Origin of the sequence: Hymenobacter fodinae (assembly GCF_004745825.1) — a bacterium.
Taxonomy (GTDB): domain Bacteria; phylum Bacteroidota; class Bacteroidia; order Cytophagales; family Hymenobacteraceae; genus Hymenobacter; species Hymenobacter fodinae.
On the sequence record NZ_SRLA01000002.1, the window covers coordinates 970,042 to 990,673 of the forward strand.

General features: G+C 53.1%; 20 protein-coding genes, 1 tRNA gene and 2 pseudogenes. 4 read left to right on the forward strand and 19 right to left on the reverse strand.

The genetic code is table 11. The features are described from left to right. Positions 1 to 148: 148 nt before the first annotated feature. Complete coding sequence (locus tag EU556_RS11460) at positions 149 to 928, reverse strand: PASTA domain-containing protein (RefSeq protein ID WP_135434241.1); 780 nt, start codon at positions 926 to 928, stop codon at positions 149 to 151. 223 nt (positions 929 to 1,151) lie between these two features. Then, the gene (locus tag EU556_RS11465; RefSeq protein ID WP_135434242.1) at positions 1,152 to 3,851 is read right to left on the reverse strand and encodes a D-alanine--D-alanine ligase family protein; all 2,700 of its coding nucleotides are present in this window, start codon (positions 3,849 to 3,851) and stop codon (positions 1,152 to 1,154) included. A gap of 225 nt (positions 3,852 to 4,076) precedes the next feature. On the opposite strand from EU556_RS11465, the gene EU556_RS11470 reads away from it, so the two are divergent. Further along, positions 4,077 to 5,267 carry a phosphoglycerate kinase gene (locus EU556_RS11470; protein ID WP_135434243.1) on the forward strand — a complete coding sequence of 397 codons (1,191 nt, stop codon included), beginning with the start codon at positions 4,077 to 4,079 and terminating at the stop codon, positions 5,265 to 5,267. 86 nt (positions 5,268 to 5,353) lie between these two features. Here the strand turns inward: EU556_RS11470 and EU556_RS11475 are convergent, their stop codons facing one another. The 3 genes from EU556_RS11475 to EU556_RS11485 are packed head-to-tail and all read right to left on the reverse strand — an operon-like array spanning position 5,354 to position 7,898. Next, positions 5,354 to 5,992: a hypothetical protein gene (locus EU556_RS11475; RefSeq protein WP_135434244.1), complete on the reverse strand. Its 639-nt coding sequence runs from the start codon at positions 5,990 to 5,992 to the stop codon at positions 5,354 to 5,356. Between the two features lie 39 nt (positions 5,993 to 6,031). Then, positions 6,032 to 7,273: a site-2 protease family protein gene (locus EU556_RS11480; RefSeq protein WP_245327586.1), complete on the reverse strand. Its 1,242-nt coding sequence runs from the start codon at positions 7,271 to 7,273 to the stop codon at positions 6,032 to 6,034. Beyond that, positions 7,260 to 7,898, reverse strand: a complete 639-nt coding sequence (locus EU556_RS11485) for an HAD family hydrolase (RefSeq protein ID WP_135434245.1) — start codon at positions 7,896 to 7,898, stop codon at positions 7,260 to 7,262. The genes EU556_RS11480 and EU556_RS11485 overlap by 14 nt, the downstream gene beginning before the upstream one ends. Before the next feature lie 165 nt (positions 7,899 to 8,063). Between EU556_RS11485 and EU556_RS11490 the strand changes: the two genes are divergently transcribed. Next, positions 8,064 to 8,140: transfer RNA gene (locus tag EU556_RS11490), tRNA-Ile, on the forward strand. A 601-nt stretch (positions 8,141 to 8,741) separates the two neighbouring features. Here the strand turns inward: EU556_RS11490 and EU556_RS11495 are convergent. From EU556_RS11495 to EU556_RS11505, 3 genes and pseudogenes are all read right to left on the reverse strand, one after another. After that, positions 8,742 to 9,914, reverse strand: coding sequence for an acyltransferase family protein (locus EU556_RS11495; RefSeq protein WP_135434246.1), 1,173 nt, complete (start codon positions 9,912 to 9,914; stop codon positions 8,742 to 8,744). A 905-nt stretch (positions 9,915 to 10,819) separates the two neighbouring features. After that, positions 10,820 to 11,188 carry a hypothetical protein gene (locus EU556_RS11500; protein WP_135434247.1) on the reverse strand — a complete coding sequence of 123 codons (369 nt, stop codon included), beginning with the start codon at positions 11,186 to 11,188 and terminating at the stop codon, positions 10,820 to 10,822. Beyond that, positions 11,178 to 11,861, reverse strand: a pseudogene (locus EU556_RS11505) (ATP-dependent Clp protease proteolytic subunit); the annotation flags it as partial. The gene EU556_RS11500 and the pseudogene EU556_RS11505, both read right to left, overlap by 11 nt. A 236-nt stretch (positions 11,862 to 12,097) precedes the next feature. Between EU556_RS11505 and EU556_RS11510 the strand changes: the two are divergent. Further along, the gene (locus EU556_RS11510) at positions 12,098 to 12,517 is read left to right on the forward strand and encodes a hypothetical protein (protein ID WP_135434249.1); all 420 of its coding nucleotides are present in this window, start codon (positions 12,098 to 12,100) and stop codon (positions 12,515 to 12,517) included. A gap of 853 nt (positions 12,518 to 13,370) precedes the next feature. On the opposite strand, the gene EU556_RS11515 is transcribed toward EU556_RS11510, so the two are convergent. The 4 genes from EU556_RS11515 to EU556_RS11530 all read right to left on the reverse strand — a co-directional run bounded on the left by EU556_RS11515 (position 13,371) and on the right by EU556_RS11530 (position 14,736). Next, positions 13,371 to 13,532, reverse strand: a complete 162-nt coding sequence (locus tag EU556_RS11515; RefSeq protein WP_167855549.1) for a hypothetical protein — start codon at positions 13,530 to 13,532, stop codon at positions 13,371 to 13,373. An 8-nt stretch (positions 13,533 to 13,540) separates the two neighbouring features. Beyond that, entirely contained in the window at positions 13,541 to 13,837 is a 297-nt protein-coding gene (locus EU556_RS11520; RefSeq protein WP_135434251.1) for a hypothetical protein, read from the reverse strand. 54 nt (positions 13,838 to 13,891) lie between these two features. Next, complete coding sequence (locus EU556_RS11525; RefSeq protein WP_135434252.1) at positions 13,892 to 14,386, reverse strand: mediator of RNA polymerase II transcription subunit 31; 495 nt, start codon at positions 14,384 to 14,386, stop codon at positions 13,892 to 13,894. A gap of 149 nt (positions 14,387 to 14,535) precedes the next feature. Continuing rightward, positions 14,536 to 14,736 carry a hypothetical protein gene (locus EU556_RS11530; protein WP_135434253.1) on the reverse strand — a complete coding sequence of 67 codons (201 nt, stop codon included), beginning with the start codon at positions 14,734 to 14,736 and terminating at the stop codon, positions 14,536 to 14,538. A 756-nt stretch (positions 14,737 to 15,492) separates the two neighbouring features. Here EU556_RS11530 and EU556_RS11535 point away from each other — a divergent pair. Then, complete coding sequence (locus EU556_RS11535) at positions 15,493 to 16,674, forward strand: acyltransferase family protein (RefSeq protein WP_135434254.1); 1,182 nt, start codon at positions 15,493 to 15,495, stop codon at positions 16,672 to 16,674. 219 nt (positions 16,675 to 16,893) lie between these two features. Here EU556_RS11535 and EU556_RS26655 read toward each other — a convergent pair whose 3' ends face one another. The 7 genes and pseudogenes from EU556_RS26655 to EU556_RS26815 all read right to left on the reverse strand — a co-directional run. After that, entirely contained in the window at positions 16,894 to 17,019 is a 126-nt protein-coding gene (locus EU556_RS26655; protein ID WP_262709651.1) for a hypothetical protein, read from the reverse strand. A gap of 235 nt (positions 17,020 to 17,254) precedes the next feature. Continuing rightward, complete coding sequence (locus tag EU556_RS11540; protein ID WP_135434255.1) at positions 17,255 to 17,464, reverse strand: hypothetical protein; 210 nt, start codon at positions 17,462 to 17,464, stop codon at positions 17,255 to 17,257. Between the two features lie 38 nt (positions 17,465 to 17,502). Next, the gene (locus EU556_RS11545; RefSeq protein ID WP_135434256.1) at positions 17,503 to 17,871 is read right to left on the reverse strand and encodes a hypothetical protein; all 369 of its coding nucleotides are present in this window, start codon (positions 17,869 to 17,871) and stop codon (positions 17,503 to 17,505) included. Between the two features lie 19 nt (positions 17,872 to 17,890). Then, positions 17,891 to 18,232, reverse strand: coding sequence for a hypothetical protein (locus EU556_RS11550; RefSeq protein WP_135434257.1), 342 nt, complete (start codon positions 18,230 to 18,232; stop codon positions 17,891 to 17,893). Between the two features lie 198 nt (positions 18,233 to 18,430). Further along, positions 18,431 to 19,687, reverse strand: a complete 1,257-nt coding sequence (locus tag EU556_RS11555) for an acyltransferase family protein (RefSeq protein ID WP_135434258.1) — start codon at positions 19,685 to 19,687, stop codon at positions 18,431 to 18,433. A 480-nt stretch (positions 19,688 to 20,167) separates the two neighbouring features. Next, on the reverse strand, positions 20,168 to 20,407 hold the full coding sequence (locus EU556_RS26480) for a PKD domain-containing protein (RefSeq protein WP_135434259.1): 240 nt from the start codon (positions 20,405 to 20,407) through the stop codon (positions 20,168 to 20,170). A gap of 66 nt (positions 20,408 to 20,473) precedes the next feature. Next, positions 20,474 to 20,626: pseudogene (locus EU556_RS26815) on the reverse strand (Ig-like domain-containing protein); the annotation flags it as partial. Positions 20,627 to 20,632 lie beyond the last annotated feature (6 nt).

A 20,632-nucleotide genomic window follows, 5' to 3' on the forward strand; every position in this document is an offset into this window, starting at 1 on the left:
ATACCGGGCAGCAAAGTTCGGCAAGACGTAGCAGCTCCCACCGCTACCCATACGAAAATGAAAAAAGGTCCGCTGTTACTACAACGAACCTTCTTCCGGTTTCTTTTACGAAGGTGGCCTAGAGAGCCTAGTCTGCTAGGCCAGTGGGTTATTGCACATCGCGCACTGGCTCGCGGCCCGCAATCCAGAGGTCTACCAGTTGGCCCATCCGGATGGTAGTGCCGGGCACAGGGCGTTGCTTCACCACCGTACCTTCCACTTCGCCCTCGGCGGGCGCTTGGTAGAACCGCTCACCCACTTGCAGGCCTTGGCCAGCAAGCAGCGTTACGGCCTCATCGGCGGGCATATTAACCAGCTCAGGTACTGGAAACTCCTGGTTGCCTAGGCCGTCGCCTACTTCCAAATCAACCTTGGTGTTCTTGGCAATGGGGGCACCGGGAGCAATTTCTTTTCCGTTCACAAATTGCTTCAGCACCGCGTTCTGCTGAATGTTAGGCACCAGCTTGATCTGCCCAATCACTAAGTCGTAGCTCTTCAGAATCATCTGGGCGTTCTTCAGCGAGCCATCCGTGAGCTTGGGCATCTTGATTACCGGCGGATTTTTCATGGCCACCGTAATGTAGAGCTTGCGGCCCTCCTTTACCTTCTCGCCCGGCTTAGGCTCCTGGTTGAGCACTGTGCCGGGCTTGATTTCCGGGCGGTAGGTGCTGTCATCCACGAAAAAGGCCAAGTCCCGCTCGTCGAGGTAATCTTCTAGGTCAGCTTGTTGCATCCCCGTAATCTTGGGTACCTCAATCACCTCTCCGTGGTTGGTAGTCAGGGGCAGATACACGTAGAAGAAGCCGAAAATGAGCATCCCGGCCGCTACCAAAATCACCAGCAGGTGCTTTAGAACGTCGGCAGGTGTATCGGATTTAAAAAAGGACATTCTTATGGGAGGAGCTAGAAGTTAGAAGTCAGGAGCAAGAAGCTCACGGGCAAAACTAGGAATTAGAAAACTAGCGTGGTAAGAGAAGCATACTAGGATAAGAACGTCATTCCGAGTGCAGTCGAGGAATCTCGCGTGCTGACATTGTGGTAGTAATCAGACATCAGCAAGCAAGATTCCTCAACTGCGCTCGGAATGACGTTCTATTTCATGCTCATATTCATTATTGCTGCACGGTGGCCTTTTCCTGACGGGCTTTACCAAACTCCAGAATCTGGTCGATGAAGTCGTAGGGAGTGTAGCCAGCCAGAGCAGTCTGGTGGAAGATGCAGGTGGCGGGCGTCATGCCGGGCAAAGAGTTCACCTCGATGATAAGCACTTCCACGGCTCCATTCTGGCGCACCCGCACGAAGGCATCGATGCGGGCGTAACCCTGAATGTTCAGCACTTCGGCCACGCGACGTAGCTCCTGCTTCACTTCGTCGGAAATGCGCTGGCGCTCAGCGGGCTCCACGGCGTAGCGGGCCGGCGTGATATTCTGGCCCTCGCCGGCCAAAAACTTCTCTTCCAGGCTCAGTACCTCGCCGGTGGCCAGCGCTTCGGAAGCCTCGAACACTTCAATTTCCAGTTCACCATTCTCGCCCCAGTGGGTCAGGAGGCCACCGGTTACTTCCAGGAAGTGGGCGGCGCCATCGCGGTCGATGAGGGTTTCTACCAGGAAGGCATCCTTCTGCGGGAACTCCTCCTTGAAGCCGAGCTGCAGGGTTTTGGCATCCTCCATCATCAGGTCTTCCTGGTTACGGAAGATCAAATGGGTGAAGGCTTCTAGCTCCGCGCGGTTCTTGATTTTCTTCACCGCGGAAGAGCAGCCGTCGTCGGCGGGCTTGGCAATGAAAGGGTAGGGGAACTGCGTTTCCAGGCTCCGGTAGAAGCCTTCGGCGTCGGCGTCCCACTCCAAGCGGTTCGCCATGCGGTGCTCGGCTACGCGCAGACCTGCCTCGCGCAGGCGACGGTTCGTTTCAAACTTGTTGATGGTGATAGAGCTGCTGGCTACGCCCGAACCGTTGTAGGGCAGGCCGAGCTTTTCCAGCTCGCGCTGCAAGGCACCGTCCTCACCGGGGCGGCCGTGCAGGGCAATAAACACCTCATCCACCATGCCAGCCAGCTCCGCAAACGACACGCGCTGGGGCTGGGCCGTGGGCTGACCGGCATAGGTGCTGGTGATGTCCGATGCCTCGCGCCGGATTCGCTCCAAAATCGGGTGCAGGCCATGGCCGGCTTCCATGTGCTCTACTTTCTCCCGGATATCGTCGGCGTTGTCCTTCAGCATCACGTTGATGGGCAGCACGTAGAGGCGGAATTCCTGGCTGTTGCCGGTCAGGAACACGGGCACCGGCTCGTACTTCACCGAGGAGCTAAGCTTCTCGTAAATGTTGCGGCCGCTTTCCACCGAAATGTGGCGCTCAGAGGAGTAGCCGCCCATAATCACGGCCACTTTGGTGCGGGTGCGCTCCTCACTGGCGCGGGCCGCCACGGCAGTATCCAACTGAGCTAGCAGACCCGCCAGTTTCACCGGCCGTAGGCCACCCCGACGGCGTGCCGCCAGGGAAGTACGAATCAGGTAGGTCAGGAATTGCGAAGGGTTCAGGCCGATTTCCGCCGCTTGGTGGAAGAAGAACGAAGCCGGCAGCATGCCTGAGGTAGTGTTCGGGTCGTTCAGGAACAGGTTGCCATCGGGCCCAATAAAGCCATCGAGGCGGGCATACACCTGGAAACCGAAGGTGTTAAACATCTCCTCGCAGGCTTCCCGGATGCGCTGAATCTCAGCCTCGGGCAGGTCGATGGGGGTGACTTTGCGCGCTAGGCCAGGGAGGTACTTCGAGCGGTAGTCGAACATCTCCTCGCCCTTCACAATCTCTGTAGGTGGTAGTGCCAATGGCTTACCGGTAGGGTCTTCCACCACAATGCAGGAGAATTCCCGGCCTTGCACGAAGCTCTCCACCAACACTTGGGTTTCGCCCTCTACGCTGGTCAGGCGCACGCTTTCAGCCGTTTGCAGGCGCTCATTCAGGGTGTTTAGTAACTGCTCCGGCTGATAAATAAGCTCCGGCTCATCGTTCAGCACCACGGGCAGGCCGATTCCCTCGCGGATATCTACCAACTGCTGCAACCACATGATGCGCTTCTGCTCCGAGAGGCCTAGCCACTCCTGCTGCGTAACGGTTTTGCGGAACAGGCTGCGCTCCATGGCGGCTTCAAACTTCGCTAGGTCAGCCTCGCGCACAATGCTGATGCCAATGCTGGACCCTTGGCGCGGGGCCTTGAACACCAACGGCAGGCCTAGCTCGCGCACCAGATAGTCGAGGGTAGCGGCATGGTCGGCGGCGTCCCATTCTTCAGCCGTAATCTGGCGGAAGGTGGGCGTGGGGCGGTTCAGGGCCGTCAGGAGCTTCTTCTGGGCAATCTTATCGATGCCGAAGGCTGAGGGCAGAATGCCGGAGCCGGAGTAGGGGATGCCATACCATTCAAACAGACCCTGAATAGCACCATCTTCGCCGCCGGGGCCGTGCAGGGCCAGAAAGGCGAAGTTGATGAGCTGGGGCAGCTCGTGGGGCAGCACGCGCCGGCCCACTTCCGCGATGATGCGGTCCTGCTCCTCAATGCTCAGCTCGCCCAGGCTTTCCAGGTACATCTGTACCGGCAGCTCCGTGCGCGGCAGCGCCGACACGGGCGGGTAGAAGTCACGGATGGTGCCTTTGTAGATGTAGTGCCAGTCTAGCAGGATGAAGTTGCCGCGGCTGTCCACGAACACGGGCACAGCCTCAAACAACGACTTATCCAGGTTATCATATACAGTGCGGCCGCCCGCAAAGGAAATTTCCCGCTCGCGCGACGGGCCGCCGAAGAAGATGCCTATTTTCATACGTGCCGCAAAGGTAGTATTTCGAGAGGTGAGGTAGGGTAATCGGAGAATGATAGGCCAGAACAAACAACGGGAAAATATCGTGCATGCTGCTTACCGCGTACGTGGGTTAAAGCATCTGTGCATGCCGATTTGCTAGGCCAATGGTTGTAACCACTGGCCTAGAAGTACGCAATGAGCCGCGAGGAATCTTACCTTCGCCGTATCCAACCCCATTTCTATTCCATGAAAACCCTCGATCAGTACAACTTCGCCGGCAAGCGTGCCGTGGTACGTGTGGACTTTAACGTGCCGCTCGACAAGGATTTCCGCATCACCGACGACACCCGGATTCGGGCGGCCACGCCTACTATCAAGAAAATTCTGGCCGATGGTGGCTCAGTAGTGCTGCTCTCGCACCTGGGTCGCCCTAAGGGCGGACCTGAGAATAAATACTCGCTGCAGCACATTGTATCTCGCCTAGGCCAGGAGTACGGGGCCGAAGTGCAGTTTGCTGATGATGCCCTGCAAGCCGAAGAGAAAGCCAATGCGCTCCAGCCCGGCCAGGTGCTGCTGGTAGAAAATGTGCGCTTCTATGGCGAGGAAGAAAAGGGTGACGCCGCCTTCGCTGAGAAGCTCGCCAAGCTCGGCACCGTGTATGTAAACGACGCCTTCGGGGCGGCCCACCGCAAGCACGCCTCCACGGCTGTTATTGCCAGCAGCTTCGCGCCCGAAGACCGCGTAGCCGGTTACCTGCTGCAGGGCGAGCTCGACAACGCCAAGAAAGTGCTGGAAGAGGCTGAGCGTCCCTTCACCGCCATTATGGGCGGCGCCAAAATCTCCGACAAGATTCTCATCATCGAGAAACTGTTGGATAAGGTGGATAACCTGCTCATCGGGGGTGGCATGGCCTATACGTTTGCCAAAGCGCAGGGCGGCCAAATCGGTAGCTCCCTGCTGGAAGCCGACAAGATGGATCTGGCGCTGGAGCTGATTGAGAAGGCTAAAGCTAAGGGCGTGAACCTAGTGCTGCCCACCGACAGCGTTATTGCCGATAAATTCGCCAACGATGCCCAAACCAAAGTAGCTCCCAACGACCAGATTCCGGAAGGCTGGCTCGGCCTCGACCTTGGTCCTGATTCTATCAAAGCGTTTTCTGACATCGTGCGCCAGTCGAAGACCATCCTCTGGAATGGACCGATGGGCGTGTTCGAGATGAGCAGCTTCGCCAAAGGCACCGAAGCCGTGGCCCAGGCCATTGCCGAAGCCACCAAAGGCGGCGCCTTCAGCCTCATCGGCGGCGGCGACTCAGCGGCAGCCGTGAATCAGCTCGGCTTTGCGGAGCAGGTTTCCTACATCAGCACCGGCGGCGGCGCCCTGCTGGAATACATGGAAGGCAAAGAGTTGCCCGGCGTAGCTGCGCTGGAAGGCCGCTAGGCCTGTCTGCCATAAGTCAAACAGAAAGGTCATCCGGCTTCGATGCTGGATGACCTTTCTGGCTTTTGAGCCTTTAATAGAGCGTGCTAATTCACATATACTGGTTCCAGCTCCTGGCCCATGAGGGTAAGCGGGTCTAGGGAAACGCGGCCGGTAAGGCGGGTGCTAAGGGTCTTAAGCTCTTTAGACGATAACACCCCGAGACGGTGCAGCCAATGCAGGCGGTGCAACTGCAGCTCAATGGGGCCTAGCGGATTAATTTGAGCGTACTCCTGGCGCAGATAATTGTGGGCGCGCTGCTCTACGCTGAAGGCAAACTGCTGAAACGGTTGGCGGCGGCTAGGCCAGTCGGGGAGGGTGAGCGAGAGGTGCGGGGTACGCAGGTGCCACACGTTCCACCAGTTAAACCAGCCGTAGACGCAGTAGGCCACAATAAGCAAGACCATTCCGGCGTAGAGCTGCAGCTCGGTGGTCAGTTGAAAATCGGGAGTGGCGTGGCGAATTACATCTTGCCCAATCCAGGCCAGCATAAACAGCAGGCCTAGCAGCCGCTGCTTGGGCACGTGGCGGACTTTCTCGGTACGAAGCGGCAGAATTTCCTCAAACGGCACGGCCAGTTCCAACGCGGGCTGCCATTGCGAGTTGCTGCGGCGCACGTACATGCTTTGCCCGCGCAACGACAGATGAGTTTGATACAAAAAAGGGTGCTGATACGTGAGATTCATGAGGGGAGTAGGGCGCCAAGTAGCTCACCACGAACTGGGTTACTGAACACTAAATGGCGCGGGAGTAAAGCAAAGCACAAAAATAAGTAGCATCACCCATCCCAGCACTTTCCGACCGAGGGAGAGCGGGCGCTCATCGGGAGCACCAGGGTGGTAGATGCCCGTCACGCGGCCTAATAGAAGCCCAAACACCAACCAGCCGGGGTTGCCCTCTAATGCAGGCCAAGCAGTGGCCACCACAATCTGAGCGGCCCATACGGCCAGTGCCAACATCACAACCCGGCGTTTGGTTGGCAGCGCTTTCCAAAACGCCAGCAGTAGATACACAAAATAAGGCCCGCTCCAATACAGCCAGTCTTGGGCACTGTTCTGCAAGGAAAACAGGCCTAGACCGGCGTAGAAAATAAACCCAATGAAAAACAGAGCCGACAGCCGGCCAGCCTTCCGCTGCCCCAGCAAGCCGTAAAGAATATGGCCCCCATCGAGCTGCCCAATAGGCAATAAGTTCAGGGCTGTAAAAAACAATGACAGCACCCCGGCAACCAGCACTGGGTAGTGCATCAGCTCGTTGGCGTGCGGTAGCCGACTAGAGTCGGCAAAAATAGAGGCCAGCCATTTGAATAGCAGGGGTTGAGCCAGAAGAGTGCTGCCAGTTTGGTCGGGAGAGTACACATAGCGGGCATAGTCGGCCCCGTACAAGCGATACTCTGGGTGGATAGCATACAGATACTCCAGTGGGGGTAAGTGCGTCAGGCCATAAATCAATACGGCTAATGCAGCCACAAAGCCCGCCAGCGGTCCAGCCAGCCCTACATCAAAGAACTCTTTCCGAGAGAAAATCCGGTCCTTGATCCGGATGACGGCTCCGAATGTGCCAAGGCCAAAGGGAAAGGGAATAAAAAAGGGCAGCGTTGCCCTGATGCGGTAATAGCGCGAGGTGAAGTAATGACCAAACTCGTGCACCGTGAGCACGCCCAGAAAAGGCAGGGAGTACCACAAACCTGGCTGAAGCGTGCGCCACAGTACCGGCCACGACTGAAGCAGCACCTCATACGGCGGCAGCTCCAGAATGCTCCCAGTGCGCACTACTACGCCCATTAAGGTAGTCGTTAGCAGCGTCAGCAGAAATAGGCCTAGGTGCAGCAAATACCGGCGCCAGCGGGGCGGGGCCGGTCGCTCGTACCGTGTGAAAGCCGCCGCTGCATCCTCGGCGGGAGAGAGGCTAGATGGAGCTGGCGCGTCGGGGAAGGGGAGAAGCGGAGAAGGGTCAGTGGAAGGCACGGAGGGCGTCGGGCAGAGCGTCGGTGAGAGTAAGGGGCGGGGCGAGGTAGAGCGTATGTAGCCCCAAGCGACGAGCTGTTTCAATGTGCTGGGGACTATCTTCAATAAAAAGCGTTTCCTCCGGCTTCCAGTTCATCTCGCGTAGCGCATACCGGAATATTTCTTCGCCTGGTTTGCGCAGGCCTACCTCCTGAGAATAAAAAACGCGGTCGAGAGCATCGGCAATGCCATGCTGAAAACCATACTCAGTTTTCAGCACGGCGTTGATAGCAGCAATGTGAATGTGGTTGGTGTTGGAAAGCAAGGCAGTCTGGTACCCTTGAGCTCGCAACTCCGCAAGTAATGCCAAGCGCTCGGCAGGTACATCCAGCAACATGGCATTCCAAGCCGCGTCCAACTCGTCATCCGTGGCTTGCAACGCGTAGTGTTCACGCAACGCCATCCGAAACTCAGCGGGAGTAAGTCGGTCGGTTTCTAAAGCGTCGAACAGCTCTGCCTGCGCGGCTTGCGTAAACTCAATAGTGCCGCCGTGCCGGTGCAAGCGCCGCATGGCCTCCAGCGTAAGCTGATAGTTTATGTTGATAATGACTCCTCCAAAATCGAAGAGCAAGTTGGGTTTAGGCATAAGTTGCAGGCAGGAAAAACGGCGAAATATCCGGTAGAGACTGAAAAAAGAGTGCTCTTTTACCAGACAAGGTCTTAAATCTTGATGTTGGAATTGCAATTCCGCTCACAAAATGGGAAGTTTGCGCAGCTGAATTGCTCCTGTCTGCAAGTTGCCATTCACGCCGGGCCTATAGCTCAATCGGTTAGAGCAGCTGACTCATAATCAGCAGGTCACTGGTTCGATTCCAGTTGGGCCCACCAACTTCAAGTAAAAACCCCTCTAGAAAGCCTCTAGTGGGGTTTTTGCTTTTGCTGGTAAAACATAGGTAAAATACTTGTGAAAACATCTGCTCAACATGACGGAAAATCTACGCTACATCGGGCCAAATTCAGGCGACTTTCACCAAGGGGAGGTCTACAGCACTACTGTCTCTATTCAGAATGAAATGTACTGGCTGTTTGAAGAAGGAAGGCAGGGCCCCCCTACAGCAGTCCAGCCGATTTGCTTCACTACTAGCAGCCAGCCTCTATGCCGTAGGCGCCGCGCGACTCCAACGGGCAAGCACTCGCTGATATAGAAATAGCATCGAGCAGCCGTGTCGCCCTACCGCTTCCGCTTACATAGCTTGGGTACCTTACGTGGGAGACTGGGCAAGGAAATCCGGCGTGTGCGGTGGCGCGGACTCTTTATTGGAGCTGATGACCAACAGCATGCCGTGTGCTTGCTGAATAACAAGTACTAGGATGTGTAATTTGAGAATGAGTTCAATACCTTCTGCCGGCCCGAGTAGTCTGGTAAAGTAAAAGCCCCAACAATTGGGGAGCCAAGGCTTTCGGTGTCGTTACAGAGCTGTATAGGGTGTTAGACGGCAAGCCGACGAAAGCGATGGTTAAGAGGCTCTTCTATCCACTTCCATAATGCCCACGATAGAACTAATGCCACCGCAAATATTACAAATGCGTTACGCGTAACATACTGTTCGAGCGTGACGTGCAGTATGCCCTGGTGAATCAAGTAGAAAGCATAGGATGTCTTACCTGCTAACTGGGCAGTTTTTGTTTCCAATAGCTTCGCTAACCAAGTGCGCTCTGTAATCAGCCCGTAAAAGAAGATGCAAATGCCAACAGGCAGCACTAGGTTATTGATTACTATCCCTAAGGTTGTTTCCTGGCTTCGTTCTGCTTGGTGACCAACCAGGCTCAAGCCCACCATGCAAGCTACGATGTAAAGTACCCCTATCCATGTTAGCCAATGGTAGTTACGCGTAGAACGATTACGTACAAAAAGACTTAGTGCAGCCCCAAGCATGAACTCAACCGCCCGGCCGAAGAATGTGTAGGCAAACATAAATCGCAAGGAGCCAAACAGGCCGTAATAGTGCGGTAGTATACGTACTAAGCCACATCCAACTCCTAGGAATAGTATAGTAACCACCAGGAGCGTCAAATACCGTCTTCGAACAACAGCAAGTAGTACCAGCAACAGGGGAGCCAAGGCGTAGAAGGTTTCTTCGACTGTCAATGTCCAGCCTTGGGCAATGCCCGTGAACTTAAACATATCGAAGAACCCACGCAGAAACGTCAAGTTGAGCAGCGGCACTACTATCTTATCAGTTGTAGTATAGGTTACCCACTGTTGTACCGGATCCCACTTCCCATCCTGCCATATCATGCAAAACGCGAAAATAGTCAGCAGGGCATACAGCGGGTAGATGCGGGAAAAGCGATTGAGAAAGTACTGTTTCAGCCAAGAGGTATTCAGTTCTGCACTACCCCAGTAGCGCAGTGTAATCAAAAAGCCACTTAGCACAAAGAAGATGGAGACGCCAATATGTCCCTCGTGGAGAAGGCGTCCACCCCAATTTTCCATCCCAAGAGGGTTGAAGTGATAAAAGAAAACCAAATAGGCTGCAATTGCTCTTACACCCGTAAGAGCTGGAATATACCGCAATGGCATGGTTGAAAAATGATGTTGCTTAATGGTTGTGGACAGATGTTTACTGCAAAAAAACCTCGACATTTGCCGAGGCTTCATGGGTGCAATGGATATCAGTCCATGTCTTTTGCGCGGTTATAGCGAGACAAAAGTAAAGCAAAAACCCCAGCTACTTGGGGTGGCTAGGGCTTTTGGTATCGTTATGGGACTAGGAGATGGCAGCAAGATAGTATCTCTAACGCATGGATCAAGTCTTACTGAGCGAAGCACAGTTCTTGATAAAAGAACTGGACTTAGAATCTCCGCATTCATGTTGGTGATTGGTCCCATCATTCAAGTCGCTGGTAAAGACCTTCCTTAATTGGAGGCTATCCTGCACGAAGGCCAGCGCTGTGGGTATGAAGGCAAGAATACGCTAGTGGCGTTGGTGGTTGCCTTCATTGCTTGGCCAGTTGGCATAATATGGGGGCTAGTTTAGAGCTCGGGCTTAGCACCAGTGATTGAATACACCCACCGACTATCAGGCCAACTTCTAGCGGGCTGGCACCCAGGATGGCTAGCAGATCCAATCCCTGATTCGGGCGTGCTGTTTGCTTTGTATTGATTGTGTCCCTTGGCCACGGTACTTCTTGGACCGTGGCTACTAGGGAGTGTACTACGAAGACGGGTATAGGCTACTGAAAGCTCCTTAATTCGGGATATTTCAAGGTTTTATAAAAACTTAACAATTTCTTGATATAGTCGTATATGTGGCCCCACCCTATACGCCTGTTCACCCAATGGTTAATGTTCTACGCTCGCTAGCCCACGCCGTGTGGCTCACCTTTATCATTCTCGTCTGGTTCATCCCTACAACTTTGTGGGAAAAGATCAATCCGCCAGCACCCCAGGAAAGAGCCGACTGGCTGTAAGCACAAAGCCCTGACTATGGTCAGGGCTTTGTGCTTACACTAGATGCCCATATCTTTTGCGGTTGTGGAGTGCGCAAACATACTATTAGACTTCTATGCTAGCTTCCTGCGGGCAGGTACCCAGGCCCACGTGCTGGCATGATTGCGTAGGATCCAGCCGCCGTAGCGTTGGCCAGCATTAGACCAGCAAACACGTACCAGGGCGTATCCGCTCCCGTTCGTACTTGCCGTGAACATGTTGCCTTTACCGATGCCCACAGCCCCACCACCAGCGCCGGCCTCGCGGTTGTCTGTGGCTTTGTTGCCGGGGCCTAACTGTACTGGGGCTTCGGTCTTGCTGGGCACGGCGGCGATGTTCCCCATGCCGTACTGGTTGATGATGGTGCTGTTCTTGATCTTCTGCTTACCTGAGCGCTTGCCTAAGCATAGAAAGCCTGTGTCCTTGGGCTGGCTAGCCGCCATCGGCAATCGGGTCGTTTGGCGAATCTGCGCCGGGGACTTTGTTGCCTATCTGATAGATTTCCCGATCACCCGTATCAACGGTGAGCTGGCCTTTGTCCGATTCTACTCCGAAGGCCGTAATAGCGCCGCTGGGATTAGTAGCCATGGGGCCTTGAGTTGTAATAGGTTTAGCAGCGGTCCTAGCAACAGCTAGGCCCATTGTCGCCAGAAGAACAGAAAATTTAGACATAAAGTTTTGCGCCCACTTGGGCGTCTCATCGGTGGAAGAAGCAGTAGAAGCCGCCTGTATGGGGAGGGTAGCCAGGGCCGTAACAAGCGTGAGGATCATGGTGGCAAAGTCTGAAGCCACCATATCAGCGGGAGAAGCAATCTTCTCCTCTGCCATGCGAGCGGCAATCACATCAGCCTTTTGGCCCGTGCGCTCGACACTCATATCAATCATTTTCTGCTGGGTCTGGGCTGGAGTCGCATGCTCACACCCTCCACGGGGCAAATGGATCAAACACTCGGTGTGCTCGTGAATCAGGCGCGTTGAGCCAGCCAGTCGTACGATAGTAATAAAGCCGGGGCACTTCGCTTCGGTGGTCAAGGTAATGCTAGGGCCTAGGCTACAGAGCTTATCGTAGATATCAAATTCCTTGTCGAGCCAGCCGCTCTGGGAGTTGATCATAACCCGTACGGAATCAAAGGGCTTCTGCCACTATAACTGGGACAGCACATCTTTCAGCGTTGTAAATGCCCATGCGTCCTTAGTCTTGCTTGAGTTGCCTAGAATCGTACCGCTAATAGGAGCCTTTGCTTCGGATGCGTCATAAAAATTATAGGATTATTTCTTTAAATTTTAGCTATTGTATCTGCATTTTGAAACAAGTAAGTATCTTGGTGGCGTTTTAATTTTTTTAATATGCTATGCAAACACGCTTATTCGATCCTTTCTCTTTTTTACTGCTAACAACAAGTTTTTTTGGCTGCGCCAGTAAAGAGAAAGTAGAACCTTTAAAAGATATTACAAGTCGTTGGGACACTGTATCCCGCCAACTTATCTTTTATGATGCAAACCGCAAATTGCTGGGAGAAGGCACCCCAGTCGAGTATAAGTTGGATCAAGAATATTTAATCTTTAAAGCTGATAAAACTTTTAGCACCTACCGTATGAACGCGTTTGCGTTTAGTGCTCCCTACACGTACACCAATACGTCTTTTTCAAGGCCTGATAATAATTCGGAGGCGAAGATTACTGTGTTCACGGATACGCAATTAGTCCTCGTGAATGAGTCCTTTGCGGATCCTGTTACAGCCGTCGAGACGTGGACGCTGAAAAAGCATTAATAGCCGACGAAACCAGCAGTCGTACCTTTTAACTCACCCCTCTTACCGGCATGCGTGCATCCCTACTTACTTATTTATTTATTCTTTCTGGTCTTAGCATTGGGCACTCTTAGCTGTTCCAGTAAGGAAGATCCCCCCCAACGCTACAGAAGTCAGTATTCTTGGAACGTGGGATATTGTTCGAATTCAGTATCAACATTATAACCAAAAGGGGCTATACGATGAAGGGGATACTGGTATGATGCCAGTTGGCCAGTACCTAAGTGGTAAACCTGTAATTATCTATGGCACCAACAATAACTACAGAGAGGGAGATGATAACTTCATTGGCCTGACTGGCACATACGCCTATAAAACGGGGCTGATAATCACCGCAACTCAGGATGGACAAACTAACTGGACTATTAAGGACTATCGGCCTACGCAGTTGATTATAGAGAAAGAAAGTGGCGATGGAAACTTGCGCTATGTTAGCACGCTTACCTTACGAAAGCGCTAAGCGGCTCCTTTTTCCATGCCCACAATAGCTCGGTACACAGAGGGCACTGAGACATCCAGTTCCGTGGCTACCATCCGCAAGGCTCCCGCATTGTCCTAAGCATAGCGGAGCGAGGCCCCGCAGGGTCTGCTAGCGCAGGTAGATATCCCACTGGCTAAATGCCTTAAGGTTGATTACCCCAACTTGATAGAGGGAGGTCAAATGGCCTCTCTACTAGTTTATTCAAGATGTCAATCACCTTCATGAGTCGGTGCGGGCTTCGTTTCTCGCTTGTTTATCCTGATTCTCTTTCAATTCAGATAGCACCGTGACCGGCCGCGGCAAAAGCCTTATTTACCTCATAGAACACGGGTCCTAGTTCCTGGTAGCCATACAGCTGGCATCGTAGCGCACTACGCCGCCCTCGACATCCCGAGCCATTAGCGCCGCCGACATCGGGTCACGGTACAAGGGCTTGCCCCCGCCCAGCATATTGAGCAGGCTGGCAAACGGCCGTAGCACAGGGTTGCGGTGCACGCCCTTAGTCAGAATGATTTCGTTGCCCTCCGCTTCGAAGCCAGGACGCCCGGCCACCGTGAATGGAATGCCACCCTGCCCGTGGCTGGGGCCCGAGAGCACCCCACCTCGGCAAAGGCCAGCACCTTGGCCGTAGCAAAGCCAGCCTTCGCAACGGCAATGCCGGTGAGAATAGCAGACTGCGAAATACCCGCCACACCTGCCGTGGGAATGTTGAGCGAGTTGGCAGCCACGTTGGCGTTGATGGCCAAAATCTCCTTCATCAGGTTGATTTCGATTTCGGCAATGGCCACGGCTTTCTTCAAGGCTAGCGCAGCTTGCCCAGCGGCGGACTCCTCCCCAACAGGCTGATGATGGTATCAGTCCCATTCTGCATAGTATCGACTACGGCCAGACGCACCTGCACTTCCTGATCGGCAATAGCTCGCTTGCGCTCCACCTCGGTTTCGGCCGCCTACACCCGCTGCTGGCTCTGGGCTTCCTCTTCGCTGGTGGTGCTGCGGCCGTAGTCCTGCAAGGTCACGATGCGTGAGGCCACCGGCTTTCTCGATAGCCGCCAGGGCCGGTTCGTGCTGGGCCTTGGTGGTCTGCCCGTCGGCGTACTGCTGATTGGTCAAGTTGCCCTGCTGCGCTAAGTGCGTGTCAAGATTCGCTAGTGCCTGCTGAAACTCCAACTCGGCTGTTTGCTTAGTAGCTTCCGCCCGGAGCTTGTCTTCCTGCGCGGCTTGATCCTCTTTGATATGACGGGTATCAATGCCGGCAATAGGAACCATTTGCTGGGCCTGAATAGCCTCGGCTTTCAGGGCAAACTCTTCCTGGCTGCCTTCGCGGGCATGGGTCAGTTGGGTAGCCACAGCGGTTTGCTGGGCTTCGGCAGCTTGCCGGCGTAGATGCTCCAGATGATGGAGCCCTCGGCTTCGCTGCCCACCTTGGTCAGGCTTTCGAGTTGCTTGGTGGCCGCGGCCTGCTCTTTGGTCTGGGCGCGTAGCAGCTCGCTCAGGACCTAGGCCGCTACACCATATTCCTCTTCGCTCTTGGTGCCCGTCTTGAAGTCCTGACATAGTTGCTTCTGCTCGGCGCGCGTTGCGGCAATAGCCGTAGCCAGCTCGGCTTGCTTCTTCCGAACGGCATCACTCTCGGCTTTGAGCTGCTCAGCATTGAAAGTTATCTGAAACAGGAGCTTTTTGGTTTGATCTTTTGCCATATAGGCAAGTTGACCTACAATAAAGCCTCACCAAAAGGCAGAGCTTTAAAACGTCACAAAGTATACCGGAAACGTCACGAAGTTTAAAATTCCGTCGCGCGAGTTGCCCTACTACTCAGTATAGCGCACCGTCGCACCTGGATATTTGTTAGCTATATCCATCAACCAATAAAAGTAATTCTTAGGGTTTGACCCGCTTGAGCTAATGCGAGTAGTTTCAATATCAATACCTGGGCTAATTGCACTCATGTTGGCTGTTAACTTGCCAGATAAAGCTAAGTCACTGGGGCCAAGCGCTACCATTACTGTGACTCTTGCGGTTTCGTTTGCGCTTTTAGGGCCGGTTACAAGGGTAAAAAGCAGTATCCAGTCTTTTGATTGTATACCCCTCGGCAACTAAGATGCTGCCTAACTTTTTAAGAGCTATGGCTGTGCTATAGGGAGGGCAGACCTTACTACAGAATGCGCGCTTTCTTTATTTCCTCCTTCAATTGCTCGAAACTGAAGTGGATTTTAAATAGTACCTTTTCAATAAGTTCTTGTCCCATACAACAACCTAGCTCAAGTAGAAAGCTAGAGCAACCGCGCGCACCTAAAAACGCCGCAAACACGGGGTAAAGCGTCGCGCAAGTTAATAGTAGCAAACTCTTAGCTCAAGCATTAGGGCTAGGTGTATCATTGTTTTGCTATTAAGACGTTTATTAGATTTGTGCAATATAAATAAATTTATTTCATATATTATGTTGACATTGGCATATGATTACATCTAAAAAAGGCACGTACTATCCCGCTTTAACGGGTGTGCGCGCATTAGCCGCCTTGATGGTTTTCTTCTTCCACGACGTCGGAAGTTTAATGCTGGAACCAAATTTTTTAATCCGCTTTCTCTATGAATTAGATTGTGGGGTGTCTATATTTTTTGTGCTCAGTGGTTTCTTGATTACCATTCGCTACCAAGAGAGAATTGAGCCCAGTTGGAGCTGGATAAAAAGCTATTTACGCAACCGGTTTGCACGCATTTACCCCATCTACATTTTGCTTACAGCCATCACGTTTATCGCGTGGTACTTATGGCCCCAAACTGCTTTTTGGCCCTGGTCTAGTTTTACGGGGGTAGATAAGTTGTTCTCCTTAATAACCAATCTTACCCTGACGAGGAGTTTCTTTGAACCCATGAAATTTATTGGGGTAGCTACTGCCTGGACCCTCACGGTAGAAGAAACCTTCTACCTACTGGCTCCCTTCATTCTGCTAACTACTAGCCGTAAATTCGGGGGCTTGCTACTCTGGTTGTTTGGCCTTCTGGGCGTAGGTGTTGGACTTGTCTACATACATCCTTTGTTGCCAGTAGCCCGAGACTACGGTTTCATGGCGTCAATAAACTTTATGCTATCTAGTACCTTTTTTGGTCGATGCAGTGAGTTTCTGTGTGGTATCGGGTTGGCGTGGTGGCTACGCCAAGAAATTCCTACAGGCAAGAAAACTTGGACGGCTACCGGATTACTAAGTCTTCTGCTTTGCATGGGTATCTCTGCCGGTTTCCCGATAGAAAAGTCGATGGGAGGTACCGTAGTGCTGCTCTTTCTGCTTCAGCAATTAGCCCTTCCTCTAAGCGTCTGTCTCTTTTTTGCTGGCCTGTTGCGGGAACAAACCAAGCTCCGCCTGCTTCTGGAAACAAAGTTGTTTGACATTCTTGGGAAAAGCTCTTACATCTTTTATTTATTGCATCTGGGCCTACTAAATGATGTATTCAGCCAGCACATAAGTGGCAACATATGGGTGAGATTAGCTGCCTATACACTTATCTCTATTGCCCTTTATCAGGTAGTAGAAGCCCCCTTGCATAAATGGCTTAAAAGCCCCCAGGTGAGACCTACGCCACGCCCTATGATTACGTTAGCTACTGCAACTCAAAGAAGTTCTATTAACACTCGGTAACTACCAAGCCTACTCGTAGATCAGGCAAATAAGTTCCACCGAGGTTGAAGCAGCATCCGCTTCGTAACTATCGAGTTTGTTTGCGTAAAAAGGGCACCCTCTTGCTCCAGCTACACTAGTTGGAGCTAGTTGAAGTCGACTACCTCAGTGAATAGCAAATGCACCGAGTGCTTGAGCACTAAGGGGCGACGATAGGCCGCAGCCAGATGGGCGCAGTAGCTAGTAGCTGGGCAGCAGGTCGCGCCCAAAGTCCAGCCCGCCGAAGGAGCTGATAAGCGGCCGGATGGTTTCGGTGCTATTCCCGGCGGTCAGCTTGACCAGGCGCGTTGGACCAGTCTGCACCACGAGCCGAGGAGAAGGGCTCTGCTTATCAAATTACTGCTCGACTGACACGGTGCCCACCCGGGCATTATACACGGGTAAGTGCTGCAAGCCATTGGTGCCGGGGCAGTGGCAGCCCACGGTAGTACCAGCGCATCCTGTTTGACTTCCAGCGTGCTATCTGCACACGGTAGCATGCCATCTCCGAGCTCTTTGGCTGATTTGAGGTTGGTGTCGTCCTCTTTCCAGCGGAACCAGTTCAGTTCTGCTGGGCCTGTCGGGAGAGATGAAACAGCCGTGGCGCGGGCTGGCTGGAGTCCACTTTATAGCTCCAGTCGGGCGCATTAGCGACATTCTGCTGCGACGCGGGGCCCGTAGGCGTGATGGTGATGAGGCGCGTGTATGGGGCGGTCTGCTGGGTCAGCCCAAACAAGTCAATGATACCCTTCACGAAGTCCTTTTGGGTCATATCGGGCAACCGATCCTGTACCCACACCCAGGGGAAAACTAGCGGAGCTTCCTGCCTTCAATAACGGTGTAAAAGTTCGTATTGCCGCCCAGTACGTGTGCTTCGAAGCGCTTGCCGGTTTCATGCTGCTCCACGATGGCCACTGCGTTGAGCAGCACCTCGGTAGCGCCGGTTTCCAGCATGCAGGGCAACTGAGTATAGGGCACCTCGGATAGGCTCATACCATGCTGAGCCTGCTGCAAGGTAGTGCACACCTCGGCCGTGTCAGCCAGGGTGAGCGTGTTGCTGTAGTCCGACTGCACGGAGGCAGCTTTAAGAATGTTATTGGCCTGCACGGTCAGGCCTACCCGGCTATCTGTGCTCAAGGGTAGGCGCTGCCCGGCGGTTAGTACGAGGGTAACCGCCATCAGATGCGCGTTAACAGGTTCAGGGGGCCAGCTGCACTTCTACATCGAACTCGGTGCGCGTCTCTAATGAGCTACGGGTAGCAGGGCCCGCTAGTACAGTGACGGGCGTCAGGGTGCCGGCCTCATCCTGTATGTACACCTGCGAGCTGGTGAGCATGGTGCTTAGTCCATCCCACTGGCGGGGTAGCAGATTACCCGCTTGTAGCAGCTGCTTCTGGGCGCCGTGCCGCTGCAGTACCTGGGCCGCGCCACCAGCGGGGAGGAACACGCTACCCGCCTCGGGCGTGGTGGTGTCGTCTATGTCCCCTTCGAACAGCCAGCCTTCCAGGTTGCCGAGCGGGCTGAACCAGCGCTGGTACACGCCCTGGCCTGGGCAGACTGGCCGCAATTGCAGTACAAAGGGCTAGGTAAATACATCCATGGAAGCGAAGGTGCCACCCTACGCGCAGGCGTACAACTGCCTATGCGCGGAAACGTTACGGACCTGCAAAAAGCGTCGCGCAAGTTGCAGAAGGCACAAAAAGCCCCGCCGGAAGGGCAGGGCTTTTTAAGGAACTGGCTAGAAAAGTCTCCTCTTAATCCAGGGTTGAAACCGCTTCTCTAGCAAATAAGATGCCGCGAGCGTGAGTACGAGCAATAGCACACTGCGGAACACAAACGAAGCAGCGGTGCCACTGAACCAATTAATCTGATGAAATAAGGAAATAAAGGGGAAGTGAATTACATAGATTCCATAGCTAATGGCTCCAAATGGAATCATATTGTGGATGAGCCATTGACTTGCCTTTTCCACCACTAGGGAACTAGGCAATAAGAAGAGAAGAGTGCTGACCACATAGCACACTGCGGGTATAACAAGCGCTGCTATTTGGGGCTCATTAGGGTGCTGAACAATGTATTTGAAGGTGTAAAGCGGCAGCAGCTGAAGCATTAGAAGGATCAGCTTCATAGCTCGGTTAGGACGAACGTGAATAAACTGCATCACAATAAAGGCAGCGTATGGCACGGTCAACAAATCAAGTGGCCTAACAATCGCAATAGGCCATCGGGCTACATTAAGCCCAAGCGGGTGCTGCGTAAAGAACTGAGTGAGCTTCTCGCCAATCGTGAGAAAAAGGTTGAAAGGCTCAATGCAGACGAATAGCAGCAAAGCGCTAATCAGCTTCGTATACTGTGGAGGATTCGTTGAGAAATGTACTGTGGCCAGAGCCCAGCCAGTTGACCAGATGGCAAACCCTACGCAATACCTAGATACCAATGCTCCAGTACCCGTAGGGTCTACCGACAAGCACAGTATGCTCAACAGTATGGAGACAATGGCTACCAGCCAAGCACGTGCCCTTAGTATTGATAGCGGGATGAAAAGTAGGTAGAACAATACCTCATGTTGTAATGACCAAAGTGGGTTGTTCTCGAAGATCGTAGGCGTGAGCACATCATTGTTAGCAAATATCAAATGAGCTGCTACTACTTCCCAAGAGTACGAAAAACCAGCTACGGCTAACCCCGCTAACAAGGCAAGAAGGTAGATTGGGTAGATGCGCGTGAATCGTTTTTTAAGATACATTCCTACCTGATTCACACGAAGGGGCTCACGTTGCGAAGCGCCAATTACATACCCTGACAGTAGGAAGAAAACCATTACCGCAAAATGCCCGGGTGCATTAAAAGCAGCGGCACCCGTTGGCATGTAATTAGGGTCTAGCTGAAAGCGATGGAAGATGACATGATGCCAAACAACTAGCAGAGCAGCGACGCCTCGCAAGGCCTCTAACTGAATATTAAACGAAGGCTTGAGCTGGGTTCTATTGGTCATAATAAATAATTGAACCGCAAAACTATTTCAAAAAAAATAGCCCCGCTGTTGGGCGGGGCTATTGTCTAGTAATTACGTATGAATTTCAATGTGCGCTGTATTAGGCTACCTTCTTCAATCGGTAGATTTCCGGCCATTCCGCCTCGGGTGTTTCGTCCCGGTCGAGTAACAGGTAGGGTGGAGAGGGTGTTCCACCCTTTCTTTCAAAACATTAAATTGGGGAATCTAGTGAATAGAAAGTTGATCATTCGAATAGTTGTTTAGTTCCAAAAGTCATCAAGTTATTATATTTATTTTCTCATCAAAAAGCCCCACCGTTGCAGGTGGGGCCTCTGAAGCTCCGGCGGCAGGTTGATGTAGTCGAGAATCTTGCGGTGCTCCTTAAAGTCGTTATTGTTTCCTGGTCGTGCTTGGAGGAGTTGGCGTTGTTTGGTTATCCATTTCACCTTTCCATCTACATGAAGAAGAAACTCTTACACTTTATCCTAGGCCTGCTGAGCCTGGGTTCTTCACTGTAAAGGGCAGGCCACTGGCCTGATTTGGGCCCGTCACTTGCCGCCACGCGTAGGAAGCAATGCTGCCATCGGAATTGGTACCGGAGCCCTGCAGCACCACTTGATTCGTCGGCAACTGAATAACGGTAGCCGTACCAGCGTTGGCAACCGAAATCACGTTTTGAGTAGCAGCCCTCACCATAATCTTCACCGTCGCTTTTTGCACGTTGGCCGCTGCATCGGTGGCCTTCGCCTGCAGCGTAAGCGGCTCGGCCGTAGTGACGGTATACGGGAGCGTATAGGTGTTACCATTTTTAGCTCCCTGGCCCAGGCTGGACCCGGTAGCCTCTTTCAGAAACTCAACATTCGTAACGGCTACGTTATCGGTAGCCGTGGCCGTCAGCGTGAGTTGGGTGCCAACTGGTACCGTAGTACCTGAGACGGGTGCCGT